At 70.5% G+C, this 19421-nt stretch carries 25 protein-coding genes; 13 read left to right on the top strand and 12 right to left on the bottom strand.

The genetic code is table 11. From position 1 onward, the window contains the following. Positions 1 to 682: 682 nt before the first annotated feature. The 5 genes from AC27IY_RS41085 to AC27IY_RS41065 all read right to left on the bottom strand — a co-directional run bounded on the left by AC27IY_RS41085 (position 683) and on the right by AC27IY_RS41065 (position 3860). Entirely contained in the window at positions 683 to 862 is a 180-nt protein-coding gene (locus AC27IY_RS41085) for a hypothetical protein (RefSeq protein WP_487181280.1), read from the bottom strand. A gap of 333 nt (positions 863 to 1195) precedes the next feature. Further along, entirely contained in the window at positions 1196 to 1732 is a 537-nt protein-coding gene (locus tag AC27IY_RS41080) for a hypothetical protein (RefSeq protein WP_487181279.1), read from the bottom strand. Between the two features lie 17 nt (positions 1733 to 1749). Next, complete coding sequence (locus AC27IY_RS41075; protein WP_487181278.1) at positions 1750 to 2835, bottom strand: MAB_1171c family putative transporter; 1086 nt, start codon at positions 2833 to 2835, stop codon at positions 1750 to 1752. Between the two features lie 32 nt (positions 2836 to 2867). Beyond that, positions 2868 to 3359, bottom strand: coding sequence for a hypothetical protein (locus tag AC27IY_RS41070; RefSeq protein WP_487181277.1), 492 nt, complete (start codon positions 3357 to 3359; stop codon positions 2868 to 2870). Between the two features lie 57 nt (positions 3360 to 3416). Continuing rightward, on the bottom strand, positions 3417 to 3860 hold the full coding sequence (locus AC27IY_RS41065) for a helix-turn-helix domain-containing protein (protein ID WP_487181276.1): 444 nt from the start codon (positions 3858 to 3860) through the stop codon (positions 3417 to 3419). A 248-nt stretch (positions 3861 to 4108) separates the two neighbouring features. Between AC27IY_RS41065 and AC27IY_RS41060 the strand changes: the two genes are divergently transcribed. Continuing rightward, positions 4109 to 5770 (top strand): hypothetical protein, encoded by a 1662-nt coding sequence (locus AC27IY_RS41060; protein WP_487181275.1) that lies wholly within the window; start codon positions 4109 to 4111, stop codon positions 5768 to 5770. 187 nt (positions 5771 to 5957) lie between these two features. Here AC27IY_RS41060 and AC27IY_RS41055 read toward each other — a convergent pair whose 3' ends face one another. The 3 genes from AC27IY_RS41055 to AC27IY_RS41045 all read right to left on the bottom strand — a co-directional run bounded on the left by AC27IY_RS41055 (position 5958) and on the right by AC27IY_RS41045 (position 6994). Then, entirely contained in the window at positions 5958 to 6233 is a 276-nt protein-coding gene (locus AC27IY_RS41055) for a hypothetical protein (RefSeq protein ID WP_487181274.1), read from the bottom strand. Between the two features lie 219 nt (positions 6234 to 6452). Further along, positions 6453 to 6701 (bottom strand): hypothetical protein, encoded by a 249-nt coding sequence (locus tag AC27IY_RS41050; RefSeq protein ID WP_487181273.1) that lies wholly within the window; start codon positions 6699 to 6701, stop codon positions 6453 to 6455. After that, complete coding sequence (locus tag AC27IY_RS41045; protein WP_487181272.1) at positions 6698 to 6994, bottom strand: type II toxin-antitoxin system prevent-host-death family antitoxin; 297 nt, start codon at positions 6992 to 6994, stop codon at positions 6698 to 6700. The genes AC27IY_RS41050 and AC27IY_RS41045 overlap by 4 nt, the downstream gene beginning before the upstream one ends. Before the next feature lie 263 nt (positions 6995 to 7257). On the opposite strand from AC27IY_RS41045, the gene AC27IY_RS41040 reads away from it, so the two are divergent. From AC27IY_RS41040 to AC27IY_RS40985, 12 genes are all read left to right on the top strand, one after another. Continuing rightward, on the top strand, positions 7258 to 7653 hold the full coding sequence (locus AC27IY_RS41040) for a hypothetical protein (RefSeq protein WP_487181271.1): 396 nt from the start codon (positions 7258 to 7260) through the stop codon (positions 7651 to 7653). After that, positions 7650 to 8606, top strand: a complete 957-nt coding sequence (locus AC27IY_RS41035) for a hypothetical protein (RefSeq protein WP_487181270.1) — start codon at positions 7650 to 7652, stop codon at positions 8604 to 8606. Before AC27IY_RS41040 ends, AC27IY_RS41035 begins: the two co-directional genes overlap by 4 nt. Continuing rightward, positions 8603 to 9001 carry a hypothetical protein gene (locus AC27IY_RS41030; protein ID WP_487181269.1) on the top strand — a complete coding sequence of 133 codons (399 nt, stop codon included), beginning with the start codon at positions 8603 to 8605 and terminating at the stop codon, positions 8999 to 9001. Before AC27IY_RS41035 ends, AC27IY_RS41030 begins: the two co-directional genes overlap by 4 nt. Further along, positions 8998 to 9303 carry a hypothetical protein gene (locus AC27IY_RS41025; RefSeq protein ID WP_487181268.1) on the top strand — a complete coding sequence of 102 codons (306 nt, stop codon included), beginning with the start codon at positions 8998 to 9000 and terminating at the stop codon, positions 9301 to 9303. Before AC27IY_RS41030 ends, AC27IY_RS41025 begins: the two co-directional genes overlap by 4 nt. Continuing rightward, complete coding sequence (locus tag AC27IY_RS41020; protein WP_487181267.1) at positions 9303 to 9944, top strand: hypothetical protein; 642 nt, start codon at positions 9303 to 9305, stop codon at positions 9942 to 9944. Before AC27IY_RS41025 ends, AC27IY_RS41020 begins: the two co-directional genes overlap by 1 nt. After that, positions 9941 to 10417, top strand: a complete 477-nt coding sequence (locus AC27IY_RS41015; protein ID WP_487181266.1) for a hypothetical protein — start codon at positions 9941 to 9943, stop codon at positions 10415 to 10417. Before AC27IY_RS41020 ends, AC27IY_RS41015 begins: the two co-directional genes overlap by 4 nt. Beyond that, a complete protein-coding gene (locus AC27IY_RS41010; RefSeq protein ID WP_487181265.1) occupies positions 10414 to 11589 on the top strand; it encodes a tyrosine-type recombinase/integrase in 1176 nt (391 codons plus the stop codon). Before AC27IY_RS41015 ends, AC27IY_RS41010 begins: the two co-directional genes overlap by 4 nt. Before the next feature lie 53 nt (positions 11590 to 11642). After that, positions 11643 to 11876, top strand: coding sequence for a hypothetical protein (locus AC27IY_RS41005; RefSeq protein WP_487181264.1), 234 nt, complete (start codon positions 11643 to 11645; stop codon positions 11874 to 11876). 74 nt (positions 11877 to 11950) lie between these two features. Next, the gene (locus AC27IY_RS41000) at positions 11951 to 12247 is read left to right on the top strand and encodes a hypothetical protein (RefSeq protein WP_487181263.1); all 297 of its coding nucleotides are present in this window, start codon (positions 11951 to 11953) and stop codon (positions 12245 to 12247) included. 40 nt (positions 12248 to 12287) lie between these two features. Further along, positions 12288 to 12785, top strand: a complete 498-nt coding sequence (locus AC27IY_RS40995) for a hypothetical protein (RefSeq protein WP_487181262.1) — start codon at positions 12288 to 12290, stop codon at positions 12783 to 12785. Then, the gene (locus AC27IY_RS40990) at positions 12782 to 13264 is read left to right on the top strand and encodes a hypothetical protein (RefSeq protein ID WP_487181261.1); all 483 of its coding nucleotides are present in this window, start codon (positions 12782 to 12784) and stop codon (positions 13262 to 13264) included. Before AC27IY_RS40995 ends, AC27IY_RS40990 begins: the two co-directional genes overlap by 4 nt. Next, entirely contained in the window at positions 13261 to 13737 is a 477-nt protein-coding gene (locus AC27IY_RS40985) for a hypothetical protein (protein WP_487181260.1), read from the top strand. The genes AC27IY_RS40990 and AC27IY_RS40985 overlap by 4 nt, the downstream gene beginning before the upstream one ends. 116 nt (positions 13738 to 13853) lie before the next feature. Here the strand turns inward: AC27IY_RS40985 and AC27IY_RS40980 are convergent, their stop codons facing one another. From AC27IY_RS40980 to AC27IY_RS40965, 4 genes are all read right to left on the bottom strand, one after another. Next, entirely contained in the window at positions 13854 to 14258 is a 405-nt protein-coding gene (locus tag AC27IY_RS40980; protein WP_487181390.1) for a Rid family hydrolase, read from the bottom strand. 14 nt (positions 14259 to 14272) lie between these two features. Further along, a complete protein-coding gene (locus AC27IY_RS40975; protein ID WP_487181259.1) occupies positions 14273 to 15109 on the bottom strand; it encodes a thiopeptide-type bacteriocin biosynthesis protein in 837 nt (278 codons plus the stop codon). Then, the gene (locus AC27IY_RS40970) at positions 15106 to 16230 is read right to left on the bottom strand and encodes a lanthionine synthetase C family protein (protein WP_487181388.1); all 1125 of its coding nucleotides are present in this window, start codon (positions 16228 to 16230) and stop codon (positions 15106 to 15108) included. The genes AC27IY_RS40975 and AC27IY_RS40970 overlap by 4 nt, the downstream gene beginning before the upstream one ends. A gap of 93 nt (positions 16231 to 16323) precedes the next feature. Next, positions 16324 to 19413 (bottom strand): lantibiotic dehydratase, encoded by a 3090-nt coding sequence (locus AC27IY_RS40965; RefSeq protein ID WP_487181258.1) that lies wholly within the window; start codon positions 19411 to 19413, stop codon positions 16324 to 16326. Positions 19414 to 19421 lie beyond the last annotated feature (8 nt).

The raw sequence follows: 19421 nt of genomic DNA, 5'->3' as shown, positions 1-19421 counted from the left end.
CCAGGAGGTAGTGCACCACAGGTTGTGTTGCAAATGCCCGTCGGCAGAAAGTACAGTACGGCGAGGGAAAACTTCGCATGTACTTGGCTGGCCCTGGGCTTCCTGGGGTCTGGCGTCTTGCAGAACGCTGGCTCGGCCGTTGGCGCGGTCGGGCCTTTGTTCTGTCTAAGATTAGCGGCCTTGCTCTCGAACGTATGAGCGGCGACTTGGCGGCACTCTGTACGCATCAGTACATGATGATTACTTACGGTGATAGCTGCAGGTCAAAGCCTAGATCGCTTTGTTGGCTTCGCCCGTTTTGCCTGCTTTATCCCGTGATGTTATTTCGCTGTAAGCGAACAATTGATACCAGCGGGGGACGGTTAAAGCGCTCCACCAAAGCGATGGGCGGACTACTGGGTGGAGGGAGCCGCCATACGGCTGGTACGCCCGGTGTAAAAGGTGGGGCTGCATCAGCCGATGGACCACGAATCGGGCGCTACACCATCAGGCCAGGGTGACCGCCGTGGCGGCGGCCCCCTCGACGGCGCCCGCGAACGCCTGGGCGGGGTGCGGTCGCGCGGATCTCCGCGCGAGTCTCGATCCACCGCCACGGGCCAACAGGCGGTGACCGCCGTAATATGCCGCTGGAGGCCGCCCTGGGAGGACGGCCTCCAGCGCTAGACGACGGGGGCGGCTCTGATCAAGGGCGACCCTTGATCAGCGCCGCGAGGAACGAGGGATCGAACCCGTTCACGATGAGGATGGCCCCGATGACCGCCAGAGCGATCGTGACAAGGGCGGCCGTCGGGCACGAGATCGTGAGCATGAAATTGTCGCGGTTCGTGCCATCGGGTGGTTCACCTGGTGGATTCTTGGCCACCTGACCTCCTGTAGGACCTGCGGAATGGCCGCATGCCGGTTCCAGGAAGGAGCAGGTCATCGCGCGTTTTCTTGCGCGTGATCTTCGCGGTTAAGTACGCTGCGGGAGTACAGGATGGTTAGCGTACTAACCCGCGTTGTTCCTCCCCGGAGGTCCGGCGTGCTGCGAACTCGGGTCTCGGTCGCTGGCACGATCGGGACCCGTGTTCGTAGGGCCACAGTACAAGTCGGCACCGATCCTTCATGCGCGTCTTGTTAAATCAGCCCGGGGAAGTGGATGACTGGCCGATCAGTTCTGGTACAGGTCCTGATCCTGGTGGTTTGAACAGCGCAGTTACAACATGATCGCGAGCGTCGCCCACGTTGCCAGCGCCCCCGCGCAGGCACCCGCAAGGGCCTGGGCGGGCGTGTGGTCGCGGATCACGGCACGGGCCCACCCGATCAGCGCCACCACCACGGCGCCGACCGCGAGCACCACGGCGGGCCAGGGGAGCACCCACGCGAGCATCACCACCGACCCGGCCGCCACGGCGGTGTGGAAGGAGATCTTCCACCGCAAGGTGACCGGCCCGACCACGGCGAGCGTGGCGAGCATGATGACCACGCACGCCACCATCACCGTGGGAGCGCCAAGCCGCACGAGCAGGGCCAGGGCGAGCGCCACCAGGGCGACGATGACGGCGACCAGCTTCGGCCGCTGCGACCGCTCCCCGATGTGCCAGTCCCCGAACCACCCCTTCCGGACGCCGCCGAAGATGATGCCTGCGGGCACCCCGCCGCACAGGCCGGCAGCGAGCGCGCCCCAGCCGAGCCCGGCCCACCCCGACGTGACCGCGCCCACCACCAGGGGCAGGCTGATCACGATCCACATCGGGGCGGCGACATCGGTTACGAGACGGGCGAGGCGGTTCTCGGGCCGCTGCTGATCTGCTTGTACTGTGTCGCGACCTGCCGCAACCACTCTGTCTCCTTCTGAAGGTCACCAGCGAAATCAGGGCCCGGGAGCGCCCCAGACGGCATCCCGGCAGCGTGGCCGCGGCTGGCCGCATCCAGCGCGTCGGCCACCCACTGGGCCACCTCGCGCGGGTCGCTGCTCGCCGGCGGTTCGCTGATCGACCTCAGGCTGAGCATCCCGTCGCGGATCTCAGCCACGCGCCGCATCACCCGCGCCCGAAGGCCCGCCTCCATCGGCAGCGACAGGTCCGGGTACTGGGCCGTAAGCGCATCCCACAGAGGCGCGAGCTCGCGCAGCGCGGCCCGGTCGCGCAGCTTGGCCACGCCCGTGCGCCAGGCCGGGATCGACGTGCCGGCCGTGATGCCGACGATGCACAGCAGGAGCGTCACCTGGCCGAGGATCGAGATCTCCCGCAGGCTGGTGTCCGGGTCGAGCAGGGTCACGAGGTTGATGGTCATGACGTGCGCCCGGTTGACCACGCCGGCGACCATGCCGAACGTGGACAGCACCAGGCCGAGGCGCAGGAGCGGCGGCGCGACCCGCGCGTACCGGCCGAACATGGCGCCCGCTGCGGCGAGGCACGTCATCAACCAGAAGTCGAACACCAGCAGGTAGACGCGGCCGGTCGGCGCGGTAGGGAACGGGGCGGTCGCGCCGTCCACCCAGTAGATACGGCCGCCTCTGGCGGCGAACATGGCGATGAGGACCGCCATCACCACGCCGGCGGTGGGCCAGATCCAGCGGGACCAAGCCGCCCGCTCGTGCCGCGTGATCGCCTCCACGTACGCCAGCAGGCAGGTGGCGCTCAACAGGCCGGTCAGGTGCCGCATCAGCGTGGCCACCTCGGTGTCCGTGGTGGCGTCCAGCCAGGCCACGATGGGCGGCGCGGTGAACACGCGGCTCATGGCCAGGCCGGTGAACGCCCCCCACAACATCACCTGTTCGAGGGACGTGCCCCGCTTCAGCGCTCCCAGCGCCGGCCGGACGCGGGAGATCGAGGCCCCCCACAACAGGATCATGGCTAACCACGCGGACAGGGTCACACAGCCCCCTAGGTCTCGTATCCGAAAGTTCTGGAAAGGCGACGTAAGCCCTCATCGCCCTCGTCAAGGGGCTCATCGAGGGCCTGCGCCAGGATGAGGGTCGCGAGCTTCTCGGCGTCGCGCTCCTCCTTGGTCTCGAACCGGCTGCGCCCTGCTAGCCCTTGGATCTCGGGCAGCCCGGTCATGTCGCCGACCATCCGTCGCAGGACTTCCTCTTGGCCGCCGAGGACCACGCCGTGCTTGAGCAGCATGTGACTGATCTCGTGCAGGACGATCAGGACGCGCAGCATCCCGGACGCGCCGGGCGCCACGAAGATGTGGTCAGCCTCGCGGGTGCCGATCCATAGGCCGGATACCGCGCCGGCCGCCTCATCGGGCAGGTCGTGCAGGTGGAGGGGTCGCTGTCGCTGGGCGCTGATGCGGTCGAGGAACGCTTCGAGCGAGAACGGTCGGGGGGTGGGTGCCGCCGCTAAGGCAGCCAGCAGCTCAGGGGACGGCAATTCGTAACCTTTCGGCCGACGCCCGGACAGACTACCTCGGGCCCCTGACTGTCTTGACTACAGTCCGTCTAGATGTGGGGTGGCAGTCCCGTCCGTCTTGTCGGCGCGGCTTTGACGCTCGACCTCCAGCATGGCCTTGAACATCTTGGACACGGCCACGCGCGTCATCTTGGTCGCGCCCTCCCAGCGTTCGGCGATGTACTCGATGTCGAGTTCGCCCGCGTTCTCGCGGATCTCGTCTTCGAGCTGCTGGTCTTCCGGGCTGAGCTGCGCGGGCGGCTTCCTGTCCAGGAGCCAGTCAACGGACACGTCGAGCAGCTGCGCGAGCGCTTCGGCGACCTCGGTGGAGGGGTTGGTGCTCGTGCCGTTCGCCAGTTGGCTGATGTACCGGTTTGAGATGGCGACGTCGGGCCGGGTGCGCTTCAGTTCGCGGGCGGCGGCGCGGGCGGACATGTTCTTGCGGCGCAACGCTTCGGTCAGCCGCTTGGCCGAGAATGCCACTGGTCTATCCGCTCCTCACGCCCGGCGTGCCCCTTCTTGGGGTGTTGTAAGCCGTTCACTATTGTGTGAGCCCAGGGTACACACTCTGCCCCCGTGTGGCGCCTTGGTTGACATTGTCCTTCTATGACGAAAGGATCTCCACCCCGGGCCGCGAACTGCCCGTGCACAGGGCCGCGAACCTTGTGTACGTCCAGTGGACGGCCCCGGCGTCGCCCATCTCCACGCCGACACCCCTGGAGAACCTCCTCGTGACCGAGCTCGACCCTGACGGCCGACGTCTCTTTCTGCAGTTCTCCGCGGACTTGTACGAGCAGGCGATACAGGAGATGCACGGAGGGGAGCCGCGCAACGAAGGGCTCGCGTTCTGGCAGGCCATCAGGCAGCAGATGGACGCCGAGGAAGCCCAGCACAGGCGCCGGATGACCGTGTACCGGATGCTGGAAGACTTGGCCGTCTTCCGCATGGCCAAGGTGCAGGGCATGCCGTTGGACCGCATCGGCGCCCGCGCCGGCCGGTCCCGCACGTGGGCGCACGGCCACACGATGCCGCAGGACATGGTGGATGACCTCGTCGCGATGTACGCCGAGGCCGAGGAAGCCGAGCGAGCCGCGTTCATCACGGCCCAGGCCGAACCCGCCCACCTGCCGCCGACGGGCGACCGAGGCAGCGTCATCCCGATCACACATCACCCCCGGCGGCCCGCGCAGGAATCGGCCCGCAAGAGCCTGCTCTACCGGCAGCTTCGCCGTTTCATTGGCGGCGCGGCCGCCGTCGCGAGCCCCATCTACGTGGCGATGAAGACGGCGGCCGAGGGCTACACCACCACGGTGCAGACGGCGCTCATGTCCAACGGAGCACTCACCCCCGGCATGGCCGGCCTGGACCCGCTGAGCGCGAGCAGCCTGTACGGCGCGTTTTCGGCGTCCGGCACATCGGGCGCGGCCGCACAAGCCACGGGCCCCGTCTCCACGGTCGTCGGGAAGGTCGTTGCCAGCGCTGTCATCGGGGTTCAGGCGACGGCCGGAGTGTCGGCCCCGGCCGCCGTCGCCATCACTGCGGCGGCGGGTACGCCCGTTGTGTTCGCGGCCGAGGAGGCGGCGAAGCCGATCGCAGCGGCGTTCGGGTTCAAGCAGCCCGTTCAGGCCCCCGCGCCTGCACCCGACCTGTTGATGGCGCTGCCCGTCCTGCCGACCACTCTGGCGGGGGAGCAGTCGCCTTCTCCGAGCACGCCCGCGCCGTCCGTGTTCACCGCCGAGACGGTCCCGCCCCCCACCAGTTCGCCGAAGCCCGAGCGCACCACCGCCACGGCGGCGGCGCATCCGCCGGCCACTGTGCGGGCTGCCTCGCCGACGACGGCCCCGGCCGCGTCGATCACCACGGCGCCCCCCACGTTGGCCGCCAGGACGCCCGCGCCCACGGCGACAGCCGTGCGGGCCGCCGCCCCTTCGCCGGTGGTGGAGCAGCCGACCCTGATCGCTGACGTGCCCGCCGTCGAGCGGACCAGGACGCCAGTAGTCCAGCCGTCGCCAACCACCACCGCGCCCACGTCCGCCCCGACGACGATGCCCACGGTCCCGGTGCCGGACCCGACGCCGTCGCTCACACCGACTGAGCAGCCGACGACGTCGGAGCCGACGCCGACGAGCGTCCCGACCGAGCAGCCGACCCCGCCGGCCCCGACGAAGGCGCCGGAGCCCTCGAAGGAGCCGACCCTCGCGCCGGAGCCCACGAAGACGGTGGGCCCGGAGCCTACGGCCGCGCCGTCCAGCCCGGCCCAGGCCGAGCCCGGCGATAGCCAGCCCCAGCCTGGGAGCGCTCCCGTCGAGCAGCCCCCGGCAGTCCTCCTTGCGGGGGCGGGAGGATCTGTGTTGGCGATGCCGCTAAGGCCGGCGTCAGGCTGGTGGTACTAGCTGGCATCCCCTGAAGACGGCTTGCTCCTGCCCTGTTCACGGGTGCGCAGACCCCGAACTGTCCAGGTTCGGGGCGGGAGTAGGCGATCCATGCGGCACGCGCCGCCGCATGCAGCTTGCCCCCGCCCTGAACAGGGGCTCGTGCGGTAGTCCCGTTCTCCCTCGCCGGAGGGCGGGGGCAAGCCTTCTACCGGTCGTCGCGGCCGTCGAGCGTCGGCACTTCGCTGTAGTCGACGCCGGCGAGCTTGGTCAGCATCTTGAAGTGGACCCACCTGTAGCCCACGCTGGGGTCGCCGCCGGTCACGTCGGATCCGAGGGGGATGGCGATCTTCGCCCACCACTCGTGTTGGTTGTTGGCGACGACGGGGGCGCGAGCGAGGAGGAACGCCTTACGGGTGCGGGCGCGGAGCACCATGGACGGCATGCTGAGCGCGCGGGGCGCCTCGGCGGCGGGTTCCTCCATGGTGGCCGAGCGTACGCGGGCGGCGGCGGCTCGTCCATCTGTTCGAGTCCGGCATGTGCCCAGTGGGGCGTTAGTGACCTATGTCCGGGTTGCGTGTCGCGATCTTCGCTAAACGATCTCTCTGTAGTGCACGCTGGCGGACGAACGCGGCTCGCCTGGCACTGAGAGATCCAGGAGCGAAGAGGGGGGCTCCTGGACGCTCTCAGCCGTTTTCGCTCCTCAGGTGTTGACGTGGAGGACCCAGACGCTCACGCGATCCAGGTCCTCCGGGCCGTGCGTGTAGAGCGCGCGGAACGTCGGGGTAATCAGCTCGTACGCGCCGGGGATCTCGGCGTACGGTACGGCGTCGGGGGGTGTGGGGTCATCGCCCAAGTCCATGAGCGAGTCGTAGATCGACATCCGCAGGGTCGTGGGCGCCAGGAGAAGGGCGTCGATGACGTCGGAGTCGAGGTGGACGGGAACTTTCACTTGGTAGCGTCACCTAGTCCAAGGTCGGCATATCCCTGTTCACGCGATGTGTAGACCCTCATTTCGCGCTCCCCTCGGGCGACCGCGTCCATCTTGGCGCGGACCTCGGCGACCTCGCGCTCTCGCTTGAGTCGTACATACTCCTCGAACTCCTCCTCGGAAATGAGCACTGCGCGCTCGGTGGTGGATCGGCTGATGGTGGTGTGCCGGCGGCCGTGCACGGCGCGCGCTACGAGCGTGCCGAGTTGGCTGCGGGCTTCGGAGATGCCCAGTGAGTCGTGCGTGGTGGTCATGCGGTTGTCGCTCCCGTGGGTGACCGGGTCGCTCTGTGCCGGTCAAGGGTTGTGGCTTGGTGGATGCCTCCACCTTACGGGAATCTGGACAGCCCGCACAGGAAGTCCAGGATGTACATGTTGCTCAACAGCCCCGTTTTTTATTACCGGGAATGTCGATTCCCGCCCATAAAACCGCTATGATCTTGTCCAGCGGCAAGACCGGGAGCGGTCCCGGGCTCGCCGCGCGACACAAGCCCCAGGAAGTAGTAAAGGACCCAAGCATGCAGCCAACGGACACCTTCGTGTCGTTCGACGCCGACCGCCCCGCCCTCGTCGCCTACTTGGACGCCCATTCTCGGTGGACGCTCCTCGCGCGAGGTGCCGCCGGATGGTTCTACGGCTGGGACGGCAAGGACACCCTCGCCTACCGCGTCCAGATCCCGCCTGCCGACACCGATCCCCGCTACGCCGAGGAAGACCGCGAGATGTGCGCCCAGGCCGCAATCGAGATCAACGCCCTCACTCTTGGCCTGCCGACCGGCACGCCCGGTGAGGCCGTGCGCCGCCTGGTCGAGATCGCCAACCTGGCCAGCGACCACAAGCCGGGCACCGTCCGGCCCGCCTTCACCCCCACCCGCGTCCACGCCGTGGCGACCGGGCAGGAGGTCGCCCGATGACGATCACCGAGCAGGAGCGCGACGACGCCCGCGCCCACGCCGACCACTTCGGCAACCACTTCGTCAGGGCCGTGGACCTCCTGGCCCTCCTGGAGGACGCGACCAGCAGCCTGCACTCCGCCGCCCGCCTGCTCCACCAGATCAACGGCGACAACTGGGGCAGCGACGGCGAAATCAGCGTCGAGGACCACGGCGACGCAGCAGAGGCGTTCCGGGTGGCCCACCGCGAACTGCGGCACATCGAGCGCATCGTGACCAGCTTCCGCGACGAGGCCGACCACTACCGTGCCTTGAACGCGGCCATCCTGAACCCGCCACCCGAGCAGCCGGAACGCCCCTTCTACGCGGCCACCGCCGCCGATCTCCTGCTGATCCACCGGCTCCTCAAGACCGACTACACGGTGACCACGCACGTGCCCGGCGTGCGTGCGCGCATCGACGCCGAACTGGAAGCCCGCCCGCCCGGCGAGATCGTCGCCGCCCAACAGGAGATCCTCGCCGCCCAGGAGGCCGCCATCACCGAGAAGCTGCGCACCCCGGTCGCTCCCGTCGCTGTCGTGATCACCAAGCCGGGGTACGACACTGTCCGCCTCGGCCCGATCCCCGCCGACTACGCCCCCACGTGGATCGCCACCCTGGACAAGGCCGCCGAGCACATCACCCTGCCCGAGGGCTCCAAGTGGGAGATCGTCGCCTACGACCCCAAGGTGCCCCACGAGCCGCCGACCGCCGCCACCACGCTGCCGACGCTGATCCCGATCGTGCGCCAGCGCCTCAACGAAGGCGAGAGCGTTGGCGAGCTCATGGAAGCGCAGCGCTTCCCCGACGAGTACGTCCGCATGTGGGCCCTGATCGGCGAAGAAGAGGCGTACCAGCGGTGGCGCGACGCCGTCATGGAGGTTGATGCCGAGATCTTCGCCGCCAACGCCGCCAAGAACGGTGACGTCCGATGAGCGAGGTCGTCACCTTCGTCCGGACCGACGCCAACCGGGATGAACTGATCACCCGCCTGGACGCGCACCCCGCTTGGGAACGCACCCCGTCCTGGACCAAGAACGGCGACTTCCTCCGCTGGAAGCTCGCCGAGCACATCGCCTGCGACATCTACGGCCCCGGCTCCCCGTACGTGGTCGTGGACCTTCCCGCCCCGCACATGGACCCGCACCTCACCCGGAACGTCCTCGCCCGGATGACCGGTGAGGTGGGGAACGCCATCAACGCCGCCGCCCTGTGCCTGCCGATCGACACCCCACACGAGGTCATCGACCGCCTCGTGGCCATCTACCAGGCCGCCGAGCCCGGCAGCCCCATCGCCCTCATCGCATCCGGACAGGTGGAACCCGAATGAACACCGATTTCCGCCCCACCCCTGATGAGGTGGTCCGTGCCACCGTCTGGCACAGCACTCCCGAAATCGTCGGTGCGGCCCTCGCGTCGGGCCTGCCCGAGGACTACCCGATCAAGGACCTGCCCGACCTGACCTTCCACGTCTGGAAGCCCCTGGAGAAGGCCGACCCGTCGATCACAACGCTCGGCGACCTGATGGGCTGGACCGAACTCGCGCTCATCCAGATCGCGCAGTTCGGCCCGACCCGCCTCGACAAGCTCAAGACGGCCATGCTCACCGCGATCAACGGAGCAACGCCCTGATGGACACCAACGGCCGCCCCGTCCGAGACGGGGCGGCCCCCGTCACGTGGACGATCCAGCCCAGCCCCGAGCGTGGCCCCGCCGAATGGAAGTTCGGGCCCAACGATCTGCTGGAGCACCCCGGCCACGACCTCGTCATGCAGCTCGACACGGAGGCGTCCGCCCAGGCCGAGGTTCCGCTGCACATCGGCACCTGCTCGTGCGGCGGCATGCAGCCCACGCCACCATGGCACAAGCAGTCGGTCAGGTGGGAGTTCAACTACCACATCGAAGGTCTTCAGGCCGAAATCGCCAAGCAGGCCCGCATCGCCTGCCTGGCGCGCAACGGCGGCAGTCACCTGTGGGTGCTGGAGCTGCACCCCGAGGAGAGGCCGGCCCTGTCGTGCTCCGATCCGGAATGCCGGGACGCCTCAGATGATCTGCCGCCCGACTACACCGATCTCCTGGTCGGCGACGTGATCGTGGATGGACGGACCGTGCATGTCGAGAACGACGCTCACGACGCGCCCGCCCTGGTCGAGGTGCCGGTGTCGGTGAACGTCGTCGTGGAGGAACACGGCGGCAACTGGGTGAGTCCCGTCGAGTACAGCGTGTGGGTGGAGATCAGCCCCCACGAGACGCCGAAGGAGGAGACACTGTGACCGACCTGCCGCACTACACCGACGACCCGCTCGTGGACCTCAAGGCCCACCGGCTGCTGCTCGACCTCGACCCGGTCGCGTCCGCCCAGGCCGGGCGAGACCTCAAGTCCGGCACCTGCTCCTGCAGCACCATGAGGGCCACCCCGCCGTGGGACGACCCTGCGGTGTTGGAGCAGTTCGACGCGCACATGGCCGACGTTCAGGTGGATGCGCACGAGGCCGTGGCCGAGGCGCTGGAGCAGGCGCGGCAGCAGGAGCGGCAGGGCGCGGTCGAGAAGTGGAACGCCACGGTGCCGGTCGGTACTCCCGTCCGCTACTGGACCTTCGACCGCCACGGCGCAGGGAAGCTGAGCCGGACCCGCACCGCGGCCGTCGTGCTCAGCGGGCACACCCCCGTTGTGTGGGTGGACGGCGAAGGAAGCTGTATCGCCCTCACCCACGTCCAGCCCGTCGACGCCGAAGGCCCGCAGTGAGTGACAACCTGCCCGAGGTGATGACCACGGCGGGCGCGGAGACGCTGCCCGCCGTGGTGGCGGCCGACGATCGGCAGCGCAACCCGTACTGGGCCTACCTCGACAGCCTGGACGGTGCCGAGTCACGCCGCACCATGCAGGGCTGCCTCGACCGGATCGCCCGCCTCATGGCCGACCAGGAGCCCGCCGGCATCGACCCCGCCACAGGGAAGAAGCACAAGGCCGTACTCGCCATCACCGGAGAGTCGGTCAGGTGGCATCTGCTGCGGGCCGAGCACACCCAGCGCATCCGCGCCCTCATCGGTCAGGCAACCAGCCGGAAGAAGGACGGTGCCCGCGAGCCCTGGTCGATCGCCTACCGGAACAAGCACGTGGTGGCGCTGCGCCAGGTCCTCGACCGGGCGTGGCTTCTCGGGCTCATGACCGCCGACGAGCGCGACCGCGCCCAGCGCGTCGACCAGTTCGAGGGCAGCACCCTGCCCGCCGGCGGGCATCTGCCGATCGAGCGGGTCGGCGCGCTGATGGCCGCCTGCGACGCCGACCTTGACCCTCCGGACGTGGAGGATCCGGTGAAGCGGGAGGAACTGCGGCGGGTGGCGCTGCGGGACGCGGCGATGATCGCCGCCCTGTACTCGACCGGCGTGCGCCGGTTCGAGCTCGCCGGGGTCGCCCTGGCCGACTACGACCCTGCGGCCCGCTCCCTGAGGATCAGGGGCAAGCGGAGCAAGGAGCGCATGGTGTACCTGACGGCCAGCGCGGTCGGCCGGATCGAGGCGTGGCTGACCGTCCGCCGCCGCGACCCGGGCGGCCTGTTCGCGCCGTTCACCCCGCGCGGCAGGCACATCCGCCGCGACCAGCACGGCCGGATCGCGTTCATGGACGCCCGCACGGTCAGCAACGTGCTCGGCGAGCGCTCCGCCCAGGCCGGGTTGGACGAGGCGCCCCGCGCGCACGACTTTCGGCGCACCTTCATCGGTGAACTGCTGGATGCCGGGGTAGACCTGGCCACCGCGCAGGCCCTCGTCGGGCACTCTTCCCCGGCCACCACGGCGAAGTACGACCGGCGGCCGGAGCGGACGCGCCGCGCGGCCGTGGACAAGCTGGACACCCCCGCCCCGGTGCCCCTGCCGGGCGCCGTGCGACGCAGCCGCTCGACTGTCCCGGGCGGATGATCTCTGGCCACCAGGGGGAGACACTAACTCCTCCTGATGGCCAGACTCGCCCCATGACCGAGAACACCAGCGCGGACTACGCGCACCAGTGGCAGGCAGCCACCATCGTCCCAGTGACCGACGAGCAGATCCGCGACATGATCGCGGCCGCCGCCCTCGGCGAGACGCCGTCGATCGAGCAGCCCGCCGGCACGGAGCTCGATGTGCTCGCCTTGAACTGCCGCAGGTGCATGCGCCTCTTCGCGGACGCAGAGAACGAGCCGTGCACGCCCGTCCCCATGCCCTGACCTGCTGATACGACGTTAACGATCTGATGGTCTAGCTTCCTCTCGCCCCTGCAGCGAGAGGAAGCGCAATCCCCATGACCGAATCCCCCGGCGTTGCCGCGGCGGCGGCGCTGCCGCCGTTCAGCGGCCTGGAGCCCACCTGCCCGAAGTGCGGATGGGTCGGCGCGACCCTCCAATTTCGGCCGGCGCGCGGCCCACTCGTCCTGCCGTGGAACCCTGACGTGCTCGTGGACGTGGCCAGGTCGGAGCGGCTCGCCCGGCACTGCACGTCGTGCGGTTTCCACTGGGACGAAGCCCCGTTGGACGCGCCTCCCACCTGCCTGGACGCCGACGCCCGCGAGGGCCTGGCCGACGGCCGGAAGTGTCTGTGATGCGGCACGCGCCCGACGAGCAGATCGGCGGGAACCGCTGATGCCGTACGTGAAGCACGTGGACGAGTTCGGGGACCGGTTCTGCGTGTGGTTCACCAACGACCCGGGCGACCAGGTGCCGGTCACGCCAGACTGGTGGGGGCCGCCGGAAGAGACCGGGTTTCCGCACGTCGGCGAGTGCCGGAACTGCGGGGAGCACGGCTACGCCTGGGAGCCGCCGCCGGTCGCGCCGGAAGTGCGCGACAACGCCTCAGCCTTCGCGCGGTGGATGCGCGAGGCGATCAGCCACCAGGCCGGCCGCGACGGGCCGGTGTTCGTCGCCCACCGGACGGAGGCGGACGTGGCGCTCATGAAGTGGCACGGCCCCAAGGAGATCATCGTCCACAAGTCCGGGCCAGGGCCGCGCCAGAACCCGCCTGAGCGGATGCTGGTCTGCGGCGAATGCTCCTCCGGCACCGCGTACCCATGCCGGACGCTGCGGATGGCCGCCGCGCCGTACCGGTTCAGCTACCCCGGCCACCGAACGGAGTGGCTATGAGCATTGTCCTCGGCCGGGGGCGCCTGTTGGTGGCGCCGGTCGGCACCGACCCGCGCGACGCGAGCGCGTTCACAGAGATCGGCCTGGCGGACGTTCACGGCGTGGTGCTCGACGAGAACGGCCTTGAGCACTTGCACGACTCGCCCGGCTGCCCCGGGTGCGGCGAGGAGGAGATCCGCGGCCGCGTACGCGTGCCCGGCAAGACGCCGGTCACGGTGTTCGAGTGCGGCCACGCGGCCGAGATGGTGCCCTACTGGATGCTGTCGCTCCGGCAGGTCCAGGTGGCGCAAGCCCGCCACCGCGCCGAGACCGCGGGCATCATCCTCGCTCGCATGACCGACCTGCAGATCGCCGTACGACTCGGCATGACGGCGTTGCCAGCGGCCGCGCTGGAGCCGACGTTCGGCCCCGGCTACACGAACCTGCACGGCCCCCTCGCGGACGTGCGGCCGAACACGATGAGGAGCCTCTCGGCATGAGCCAGGCCGCCTACCAGGCCGCCACCAAGGCCCTGTACCTGGGCACGCCCGCGTTCCTGGACCCGGGCCTGGTCCACCGGATCGTCGACGCGGCGCTCGCCGCTCACGACACCGTGATCCACCACACGGAGCCGAACCTGCACAGGCAGATGTGGGAGGACGCCCCCTTCCGGCAGATGGTCGAGCGGCGCATGCGGGAGCAGCTGCTCGGCAAGGCGGTCGAGGAGGGGTGCGTGCCGGTGGCGCTGCCCACCGCGGCCTACCGGTACTTCACCGAGCCGGAGTTCTACCTGACGTCGCGTGGCCCGTGGCGGCGGCCGGTGCCGCCGGAGCTGGTGGAGCTGGGGGCGGCGTGGGAGTGGATCGAGGTCGAGCTGTCCGTGCCCGTCCGCTGCATCACCCCGAAGCGGCACACCTTGGCCGGGGCCAGGACGCAGGCTCCTGCCGATCCGCGTCAGACTGGGCCGCTTTAAGGCGTGGTCGCGCGGAGCAGGGCGCGCAGGTTGGCCTCGTCTTTGACAGACTGCGGTGGCCCCAAGTTGTGGGACTGAGACAGCCGACCGTGTTCAGGGAGGGGATGATTCGGTCCTCATCCCCGAAACGCCTCAATCTCGATCTCGACCAGCATCTCCAGGTCAACCAGCCCCGCCACCCGCACGCCGGTGCACGCGGGCCGCACGTGCCCAAAGCTCTCCGCGATGGCCCGCCCGACCAGGTCGAAATGGCGATGCTCCACCACGTAGTAGCGGACCATTACCACGTCCTCGCGGGTCAGCCCGGCCACCTGGACCGCCTCCAGCGCGATGCCCAGTGCGGTCATGCTCTGCTGGTAGGGGTCGCCCAGATTCTGCACCACGCCGTCGACGGTGGCGGTGCAGCCGGAGACGATGACCCGGTCGCCCGCGATCACCGCCCTGGCGTAGCCGTACTTGTCCTCCCAGACGCCGCCCGAGAAGACTCTCTTCTCCTCGCGCACGCACCTTGCCTGAATCATCACGCGTTCCCTTCTTACTCCCCCGTCTGGGTAGACCTCTGGGAATCGAACACGACCTTCTGCGCGGCCAGCGCAAGGTTCGCCTGTACGAGGGCAGGCAGGCCGACCCGGTTCCAGTGGAAGATCACATGGTGGGCGAGCACGGCGCGAAGTCCCCGGGCCAGCAGCCCCTCCTCGGCCAGGGCCCGCAGCGTACGCCCCGCAGCCTCGAAGCCGGATACCCAGCCGGAGGCGAAGGCGATCGGACCAGAACGAAGGCCGCCGCCGGGGCTGATGTCGCTGACCAGGAGGCGTTCGACGGCAGCCTGGAAGGGCGCCCATTGGTCGGCGGGGGCGTTCTGCCTGGCCGGGCGCAGTGCGACGACCTTCGCCCAGGCGTCTCCCCGCTCGAACCAGTCCAGCCCGGCCGCTCGCATGAGCGCCGTGCACAACAACACCGACAGCTCCCGTCGCCGGACCGGGCCTTCGCCGAGGTGGGCGAGGTGGGCGATGATGTGGCGGCTGTCGCTGTGGAACAGGCTGTGGGCGGCCGTCATGCCGTGATCGCCGCCGAACGCAGCGGTCTCGGGCTCGTAGATCGTCTCCGCACAGCGCGACACCAGCCCGGCCTCCTGCAAGGCGTTCGCGGCCTCCTGGAGGAGCTTGCGCGCCTGGTCGGCGCGGTCGTCGTCGGCCGGCAGGTACCGGATGCGCCAGGCATGTTTCCGGATGAAGGACCAGGAGGTGACCAGCTCGGCCGCGTCGAGGCGTTGCAGGACAGGGGCCAGGTGGGTGAGGGCGTGCTGCTCGGCGGAATGCCGGTCGGCGAAGGTGATGGAGATCTGCCGCCACGGCGCTGCCTGTCCCATCATGGCCTCGTCTCGGGCGGGGTGAGCAGGAGGCAGGCGTCCCAGCCGGTGGCGGTGCGCCCGCCGGCCAGGCTGATCAGCGTGAGCGCCAGCCCGACCATGCCGTTCAGGAACCCGGGCTCCAGCACGGGCGGCAGCGGGGTGGTCTGGTCGGTGAGGGCATTCACGCGGCGGGTCAGGGCAGGGGTGGTGTGCGCTGTGGCGGCGATACGGCGGCAGGTGTGGATCAGACCTGCCCATCCGTGACACAGGCCGGGATCGGTGATCTTGGCGAGTTGGCCGGGGTCGGTCAGGCAGCCGTGTAGCGCGTGCTCGGCGAGGCGCTGCCGGTCGATGTCGCCGAGGGCGATCCCGGCGAGCTGCTGCGCGCGCGCGTGCCCCGGCGTCCCATAGCACCAAGATGGCCGGGCCGGTTCGGTCTGCCGCGTCTGCCCGGTGCGGGTCTCGGCGAGGGTGATGATCTCGGGCCACCACGGGCCGGAGGGGTGGACCTGCCGCCAGGTGTCGGTCCAGTCGCAGATGCGGCGGATCGCGTCGAGCTGGCCGTCCACGACGATCCCCTGGATGGCGGCCAGGGACAACAGCGCCAGGCAGCCGGAGATGCCGTGCGCCATGCTGAGGTTGCCCTGCCCGCCCCGGGCGCCGGTCGCCCGATTCCCGGTAGGGGTCTCGTCGGTCCACCAGCCGGGCAGCCCGTCCGGACCGAGAGGCTCGCTGAGCCGGACGAGGTAGTCGAGCACATGGGTGAGCAGCGCGCCGTCGGGGCGGCGGCGCAGCAGGTGGGCGCCGAACCCGGTCAGGCCCTTGAACAGATCGAACTCGCCGAGGGCGGGGCGGTCGCCGCGGTCGATGCGGGCGTGGGCTTGTTCCAGGCGCCGCCGGGTCAGGCGGCCGACCTGGGTGTCCAGCGCATCCAGGGCATGCTCGTACCGGCCGGGGCCGGCGGCACCGTGCAGGGCGTAGGCGAGGGCGGGCGCGCCGAACAGCAGGCTGGCCTGCGGGCCCACGGCGAGGGGGCCGCTGGTGGCGGTCGTGAGCCAGGAGTGGGCGGCGTCCCAGCCGCTGAGGCCGGCGGCGGCGCGTTCGATGTGCAGCAGCGCAACACCGGCGGCCCCGCGCGACAGCGACTGGGGATGCCCGTCCGGATCGGATGTCCGGCCGGGGTCTGCGAGGCGCGTGGCCAGATCGGCGACGCTGGCGGGGGTGTTGATGGCGGTCTATCCCTTCGTCCGGTGCTGGTGGGCGAGGACAGCGGCGCGGGCCAGCCGCAGGCATAGCCGTTCGCTCGCAGGGTCGAGCCCGGCCATGCGGGCGTGGTGCAGGTGCAGCAGGGCGGCCAGGACCGCGTCCGGGCTCGGCTGCTGGACGGCCAGGCGGGCGCGGTAGGAGGCCAGCGCCTGCTGGCGGGCCTGCCAGGCTTGGATGATGTGGTCGCCGCCGGGCAGCGTCCGCAGGGCGTCCCAGTCGCCGGCCGGGTTGGCCAGGCGCATCGTCTCGTCGTGGAGGGCGCGGTCGATGGGCGGGGCCGGGTGGCGGTGGACGCGCGTGGTGAGCCAGGCCGTACCGGCCTCCAGGCTGCCGGTGAAGGCGGCGGCTGCATCGAGGATGCTCGCCGCGGTGACCGCGACGACCAGGTCCGGCTGGCCGGGCGTGGTCGCGGTGAGTTGGGCGAGCGCGGCGGCGGAGTCGGCGGCGAACACCACCTCTACGGCCGGCAGGGCGTCGCCCGTCCCGTACCGGCCAGGCTCGGGGTAGTAGGTGTCGAACACCAGGCGGCTCAGCAGCCCGCGCTCACGTAGCCGATCGGCCCAGGTCCCGACGCGGTGGGCGGCATCGCCGTACCGGCCCGGGTCGTGGAGAGGGAGCCGGAGCCGCAGGTGGTGGTCGGGGGTGTGGTGCCGTAGGAACCACCACCCGTCGCCGGGGCCTTCCTGCCAGGAGGCGAGCAGGTCGGGGAGATGGCCGGTCAGGATCTCGCTCTGGCGGTCGGGATGGGCGTGCAGGCGGGCGTACAGCCACGCGGATGCGCCGGGCGAGTGCCCGGGGTGGTGGATCGGCCGCAGGGGACCGGCCACGGGCGTGAGCACGACGGGACGGTGCGCAGGCGGGATCTCTGCGGCGAGCGGGAGGACGATCTCGTGGGCGCGGCCTCCGGCCCAGCCGTACGCCTCACGATCGGGCGCCTCAGCCAGGGTGGCGGCCTGGTTGCGGTCCAGGTGGGCGCGGAGCACGGCCAGGTGGGCGGGCTCGTCCAGGTCTAGGCGCAGGCGGACGTCGCGGTCGCCGAGGAACACCTGGCGGGGGATGCGGTGTCGGCCGCGCAGGTCCGTCCACGTCCGCTTCCACGCCGGCCACCCCGTGGCGGGGGCGGGCAGGTCGGCGGCCGTCAGCTTCCAGGTAGCCGGGTGCAGGACGGTACGGCGGTAGCGGACGCGCGGCAGGAACGGCAGGCCGCTCGCGGCACCCCAGGAGAACGGAACGCAGGAGGCGGCGCGGGCGGTAGCGATCTCGCACAGGAACCGGACGTGAGGGTGGGTGGCGCGGCCGAAGTCCAGCGCGTTGACGGCCAGCGGCTCCACGATCTCCCCTCGGGACAGGGACAGCAGGAACAGATGGTGGGCGTCGCCGCTGACCGCCAAGTCCTCCACCGGCAGATGTTCCAGCCCGGGGTCTGGATGTTCCCCGAGCGAGATCGCAAGCGCGATGGCAGGGCTGCGGGCGAGGTTGGCCGCGCGCGGCGACAGCGGCGGACAGGAGACCTGGGCGAGCACGGCACCGGGGCTAAGGGTGGGCAGCGCGGCCAGCGCGCGCATCATGCGGTCGCGGTCGGCGGGCGCAAGCAGGGACAGGAACCGGCCTGCGGTGGTCCCGGCCTGGCGGGCGGCGGATACGACGACGAGCGTGAAGTCGCCGCGGGTGATCGCGCCGGTGGTGGCGGCGTGCACGGCGAAACGCAGCTCGGTGTGCGGCACCGGAAGCGGCGGGCGCATGTCGTCGCCGGCTGCGGCCAGCTCGTCCAGGAGCTCCTCATCCAACACCACGTCGCTGCCGTCGAGCGCGGCCCGCTGAGCGAGCCGCAGCAGTGCCCGGTCGCGGTCGGTGAGCGGCTGCGCGGGGGCGGTGGCGGGCGAGCTGCGGTAGCCGGCCGGATAGCCGAGCCCGGTGTCGGCGTTGACGACGTCGGCGAGCGGGACGACAGCGCCGATTCCCCACCGCTGCAGGAACGCGGTGTGCCAGGCCCGCCAGGACGGGTTGCCGTACGGGTGCGGGGCTAGCCGGATCAGAGCGGTGGCGGCAGCCTCCGCCTCACGGGTCACCGTGGCGGGCAGCACCGTACGGCAGTCGAGCCGCAGATCGACGGCCAACGTTGCCGGCTCGTGGAGGGCGGCCATCCGTTTGGTCGCCGAGGTGCGCAGGGCGCGCCGCTCCTCGAGCGAGCCCGCGTGGACGTGCAGGGCCAGCTCGTCCCGGATGGTCTGCAGCTGGCCCAGCACGTCCAAGGCGGCGGGACCGAGGGCGGCCAGGTGGGTGATGAGATGGGTCAGCGGGTCGGTGACGTTCATCGGCGGGCGCAGGCTGCTGATAAGGACGCCATGCTCGACCAGGGCGGCCAGCATCGTCTCGATGTCGGCCGCCGAGTGGCCGGGCAGCTCGTGGGCGAGTGACCGTGTCAACTCGGCGATCGTGATGGGCGCGCGGGCGGCCCGCATCACCATCTGGGCTGCCGGGCTGTTGCGGATCGTCACGTCGGCAGGGGTGGCGTGGCCGGGCTGGAGGCGGCACGGGATGACGAGCCGGTCGCCGCGCTGATGGGCGAGCGTGTTGGCCACCACGCGCAGGTGGGGCCGCAGGTCGGGGCGGGCTTCCAGGTGGGCGATGAGCATGGCGAGCCAGGCGGCGTCGGGGCGGGCAGTGGCGCGGTGACGGCTCCCCCATTCCAGAGCGGCAGCGGTGCCGAGCCGTATCGGGGCGATCCCGGCGAACAGGCCGAACGGGGTGGCGCGGCCGGTGGCGCGCAGGAGGTAGCGGAGCGTGGATTCGGCCGCCTTCCGGATACGGCGCGGGTGCTGGGCCATGCCCGCCAGCAGGTCGGTCACGCTGTCGGCCAGGTCGGGGCTGGCGACGGTGACGGCCTCGGCGAACGCCTCATCCGCCCAGATGCGGCGCAGCCACGCCACCTGCTCGGCCACGTGGGCGGGGCTGTTGCCGGTCAAATCCGGCAAAGGGGGAAGGCCGGGCGCCGGGGTGAACAGCGAGGCGCGGATGATGGCGGCGTCCACATGGCGCAGGCGGAAGTGCGTGTTCATGCAGTCTG

This window comes from Nonomuraea sp. B208, from assembly GCF_057536035.1.
The sequence above is the reverse complement of the archived record's forward strand: the minus strand, read 5'-3'. Positions and strand labels throughout refer to the sequence as shown.

Excerpts from the sequence above, each read along its gene's own strand:
- AC27IY_RS41080 (WP_487181279.1), bottom strand. The coding sequence starts at position 1,732 with ATGTGGATCGTGATCAGCCTGCCCCTGGTGGTGGGCGCGGTCACGTCG.
- AC27IY_RS41075 (WP_487181278.1), bottom strand. The coding sequence starts at position 2,835 with ATGATCCTGTTGTGGGGGGCCTCGATCTCCCGCGTCCGGCCGGCGCTG.
- AC27IY_RS41055 (WP_487181274.1), bottom strand. The coding sequence starts at position 6,233 with ATGGAGGAACCCGCCGCCGAGGCGCCCCGCGCGCTCAGCATGCCGTCC.
- AC27IY_RS41045 (WP_487181272.1), bottom strand. The coding sequence starts at position 6,994 with ATGACCACCACGCACGACTCACTGGGCATCTCCGAAGCCCGCAGCCAA.
- AC27IY_RS41040 (WP_487181271.1), top strand. The coding sequence starts at position 7,258 with ATGCAGCCAACGGACACCTTCGTGTCGTTCGACGCCGACCGCCCCGCC.
- AC27IY_RS41035 (WP_487181270.1), top strand. The coding sequence starts at position 7,650 with ATGACGATCACCGAGCAGGAGCGCGACGACGCCCGCGCCCACGCCGAC.
- AC27IY_RS41030 (WP_487181269.1), top strand. The coding sequence starts at position 8,603 with ATGAGCGAGGTCGTCACCTTCGTCCGGACCGACGCCAACCGGGATGAA.
- AC27IY_RS41025 (WP_487181268.1), top strand. The coding sequence starts at position 8,998 with ATGAACACCGATTTCCGCCCCACCCCTGATGAGGTGGTCCGTGCCACC.
- AC27IY_RS41020 (WP_487181267.1), top strand. The coding sequence starts at position 9,303 with ATGGACACCAACGGCCGCCCCGTCCGAGACGGGGCGGCCCCCGTCACG.
- AC27IY_RS41005 (WP_487181264.1), top strand. The coding sequence starts at position 11,643 with ATGACCGAGAACACCAGCGCGGACTACGCGCACCAGTGGCAGGCAGCC.
- AC27IY_RS41000 (WP_487181263.1), top strand. The coding sequence starts at position 11,951 with ATGACCGAATCCCCCGGCGTTGCCGCGGCGGCGGCGCTGCCGCCGTTC.
- AC27IY_RS40995 (WP_487181262.1), top strand. The coding sequence starts at position 12,288 with ATGCCGTACGTGAAGCACGTGGACGAGTTCGGGGACCGGTTCTGCGTG.
- AC27IY_RS40990 (WP_487181261.1), top strand. The coding sequence starts at position 12,782 with ATGAGCATTGTCCTCGGCCGGGGGCGCCTGTTGGTGGCGCCGGTCGGC.
- AC27IY_RS40985 (WP_487181260.1), top strand. The coding sequence starts at position 13,261 with ATGAGCCAGGCCGCCTACCAGGCCGCCACCAAGGCCCTGTACCTGGGC.
- AC27IY_RS40980 (WP_487181390.1), bottom strand. The coding sequence starts at position 14,258 with ATGATTCAGGCAAGGTGCGTGCGCGAGGAGAAGAGAGTCTTCTCGGGC.
- AC27IY_RS40975 (WP_487181259.1), bottom strand. The coding sequence starts at position 15,109 with ATGATGGGACAGGCAGCGCCGTGGCGGCAGATCTCCATCACCTTCGCC.
- AC27IY_RS40965 (WP_487181258.1), bottom strand. The coding sequence starts at position 19,413 with ATGAACACGCACTTCCGCCTGCGCCATGTGGACGCCGCCATCATCCGC.